Below are 4,160 nucleotides of genomic sequence, written 5' to 3' on the forward strand. Positions count from 1 at the left end.
GCCTGTGCTACAAGACCTTCCAAAAGACCTTTGTCCGGTTTGAGCATCATGTTTGCCATTGCGCTAAGAAGGTTCTGCCATGCTGTGTTTACTTCATCCTGCATTGCATCTCCATCTGCATACACATCTCTTGCTGCGTTAAGAGCGCTTGTAAATGTTTCTTTTCCTTCGTCCATGTATGCGTCAATGTTTGTTTCCATTGTCTCTGCAAGCGCGATCACTTTTTCCAAATCTGTTTTGTCTCCCTGTTTGAAGGACAGATACTGCATTACTTTGATCAGTTCCTGCCATGCATTGTCAACCATTGTCTGGGTAACGCTCTTGTCACCGGCCTCTACTTTTGCAAGGATATCCTTTGCATTTGCCAAAGCAGCATCAAATTTTTCTTTTACAGATGTTACCACACCGTTTGTGTCTGCCGTGGATGCAAGTTCAACTGCGTATTTTAAAACAGCAACGGATACTTCTTCAGTAACCGGTTCAGCTTTAGTTACAAGAATTTCGTAAATTTTTGGCACAACCTGTCCGTCAAATGTGAATTTTACTTCCAGGATTCCATCATTGACCGCAATCTCGGAAACTTGTTTGTCCAGTTTTCCAACTTCTTTCCACTCGCCATCGTATGTCTTCACACTTACGGCTGCGTTGCTGATGTTTTCTGCATCCTGAACAACGACAAGATTTCCTGCCTCTGTCTGTGTTGTCATTGCATAGTTCAGTGTATCGCCGTCTTTTACTTCTTCTGGCTCAAATGCTGTTGTCAGATCCCCGTCATATAAGTGTCTTCCATCGCCGGTTTCAAATGTGCTGTCTACAAGAAGTACCTCATCGTTTCCTGCTGCTTCCTGACTTTCATTGTAGAAGATCTCATATACCTGAACCCAGTTATCTCCGGATTCTGTAGCTGTAAATCTGACATATCTGGCCATCTTTCCTTCTGCATTGAAGGAAGCTGTGCTTGTTCCCTGTCCGTCAATGGTTTCCTGTACGTAATTATCGTCTGCAATCGCATCGCCAATCTGTGTCCAGGTTACGCCATCTTCGGAAATTTCCATCTTTGTTCCATAGAATGCATCGAAACCATATCCTGGTCCCTTAGGATTCTGTGCAAAACAGATTTTTGCATCGTAGAACGGAATTGCCTGTCCAAGATCTAATGTAATGTTGCTGCCTGCTGTTGCGCCTGCTGCAGAGTAGAATTTGGTAGACATATTTCCGTCGATAACATTGTCAATGACATAATTCTCATATTGTCTGAGGTCTGTTGTAACGCTGACATTCTGAGCTTTATATACTGGTTTCACACCAAATTTCGCAATATTTACATCTACTGCGCTGTCTGTCTTGTTCACAACGCGTACATATGCTGCTGAAAGTCTGTCTGTGGCTTTCAGAACATTTCCTTCCACTGTTGTCTTGGCATCCGTCCACTCAACGCCATTGAGTGAATACTGCAATGTCAGATTTGCCGCATTTGTTGTCTCAACTGTGACTTCTGAGAGAACTCTTGCCTGCGGAATCATAAATCCAACATATTCACCTGAATTTAATGTTGTCTGAACATTGTTTATTGAATAGTTGCCCTGATCAAGTACAACTTCCACGTTGTCCAGATTTGCAGCATTTCCAATTACCTTTGCAGGAATCTCGCCTTTGACATTTTCCATCAGGATTGTCTGAGCCTGTGTGCTCACTTCTTTCAGCATTGGTTTGATTCTCTTCTCGCCGACTTTTACAACATTTTCCTGAGTTCCGCCGGACTCCAGGCTTGTAACCTTAAAGGTCTGCGCTTTTGCCAGGTTTTCTTCCAAGGTCTGCAGGCTTTCCAGACATCCTGCAATGTCTTCTTCCTCAGCATCAATGAATGCTTCCATTCCGGCAACGCCAGCTGTGGCAACAGCTTCGTAAGCATTTACATGCTGTGCGATCTCTTCTGCAAGTCCTTCATTTTCAAGATTTCTCAAAGCTTTGCAGTCATCAAGCATTGTCTGGAAATCTTCTTTCAATACTTCTGCTGCCTCTGTGATACCCTCGCCTGTCTGAAGAGCTGTTGTAAGCCCGTTCAAATCTTCTACAAGATATCTGGATTCATCAAATTCAAATCCATCTTTGATGTAGGAGATATTGTCCGCAAAACGTTTGAATGCGTCTGGTGCATCGGTAACAAGTTCTTCCACCGCGCGGTCCCAGCTGCTCATCTTCTCGAAATCTGCAACATTCCAAGCATAATCAACACCGCTGAAGATCGCAACTTTGGATGCTTCTACTTGTGACATTGGATTTAAGAAGAAACCGCTTAAGTTATCCACGTCATTTGACAGGTTATCAAGCGGAGACATCATCAGATTTCCGTCACAGTAGTCATTTACCGGATAATTCCACCATGCTGCAAGGTTTTTGTCTGTCACGCCAACCTCATTCTTCGGCCATTCGTAGATGTCTTTTGAAATTGCAGACATTGTGTTTGCACCTGTCCACATTACAACTACATCGTCATCCAAAGTACTGAAGAATGGTTTGAAGTAAGACTGCATGCTAGGTCCCCAACCGTTGCAGTATCTTGTTCCTACAACGATCAATGGTTTTACATCGCCTTTCTTCTGTACAAACTCTCTGTTTACCCTGTTGATCAGATCTGCATGCTGCTGTCCGCTTACAGATCCCCCAAGGTCATCATAGGAAATACCGAACTGGCGAACTCCGGCATCATAGAGCTGTTCAAATTTGCGGATCAGGGCATTGTAGTCATCATCAGTATAGTAATTAAATCCATCGCCCGGATGTACGCTCCAGCAGAAACTCATATTGTCTTTTTTGCCCTCTTGTGCCAGTTTCTGAAGTTCTTTTAACTGGTCTTCCGGATACAGCTCTCTCCACTGTGCCCTGTGGTAAGGGTCATCCTTTGGAGCATAGATATATGTATTTGCTTTATATTTGCTGGAATCCTGCATAAGTTTCAGACGTCCGTCCCAGGACCAAGGATATCCATAGAAACCTTCTACATATCCTCTCAATTTAATGGTCGGATAATCCACTACTTCCGCTTCTGCAAATCCTGCGTCCGTTTTGTGCTCCATCATCTGGATCAAACTTACAACACCATAGTAAGCCCCGTCCTCATCTGCTCCTATGATGGTAACCTCGCCTTTTTCATTTTCATCGTTGCTTGTCTTGAGTACATAGCCCTGCTCTTCCTTAAGAGCCTGTTCATCGATCCATGCTGCTGATTCTCCTTCACAAATCTGGCAGTCATCTGCATCGGATGTGATGAAAATGTTTGCCGCATCTTCCTTCAATGCATCCGTCTTTTCATAGTCAATTCCTTCTTTTTCCAGAAGACTGTCAAGCTTTGCCTCCAGAGCCTGGTTCTGATCACCGTGGATAACGACATTGACCTTTCCTTCCAGATTCATCCCTTCGTCTGATGTCACTACTTCCTCCTGCGGCTTAGGATAAATTCCGGTTTCTACAGTTTCTTCTGCCTTTGCGGCAGTCTCGGCAGTGTCAGCCGTATGATATGGTGTGGCTGCATTTGCCGCCATCGGAACAACCAAAGAAACAGCAAAAGCTGTAGCTGCTGACTTTTTAAGCCATTTTTTCTTTCCCATGTCTTAGTCCTCCTGTAGTTTTTAAAAATTTGTTAACACATCTATGGATTTTTTCTTTACCACCTCCCAAATCCATAGTTTTTCATCCTGTTTATAGATTATAACCAAATCATAAGAAAATCAATAAATTTTATTCCATTTATTGGTAATTTTTCGTCTATTTTCCATTAAAAGCCTTGATCTTTTTACTATCTTGATCAAAAGCAGCTGATACCCTCAATGTCATTTAGATCAAGATAGGAAATGAGTGCGGCAAATACTTTAAGAGCTAAATTTGAAAAATGAAATTACATGTTATGTTAATAAGAAAAGGAACCTGTCTATTTGAAAACAGATTCCTTTCTATGTTCTTTAAATTTTTATTTTTGAGTGTAGACAAGGGTTATATTTTGAATATAACAAACCGTCCCAACCACCTTTACATTTCTTTTCTGCGCTTTTTAGCAAGAAGTGCAAGTGCACATCCGCTGAGAAGAACAGTCATTCCTGCTGCCGGAACAGCGGTAGAATCCCCTGTCTTTGCAGATTTCTCCGTATTTGCTTTTGTGGATG

2 protein-coding genes are annotated in these 4,160 nt (G+C 42.5%); both read right to left on the reverse strand.

Annotated features, from left to right (window positions below; all coding sequences use genetic code 11):
• Positions 1-3,608: beta-N-acetylglucosaminidase domain-containing protein (locus B5F18_RS12215; RefSeq protein WP_087157923.1), on the reverse strand; the 3,608-nt coding region annotated here is incomplete at its 3' end.
• Between the two features lie 418 nt (positions 3,609-4,026).
• A partial coding sequence (locus tag B5F18_RS13100) for an LPXTG cell wall anchor domain-containing protein (protein WP_143468433.1) occupies positions 4,027-4,160 on the reverse strand: 134 nt, incomplete at its 5' end.

The organism is Lachnoclostridium sp. An181 (genome assembly GCF_002160325.1).
GTDB lineage: Bacteria > Bacillota > Clostridia > Lachnospirales > Lachnospiraceae > An181.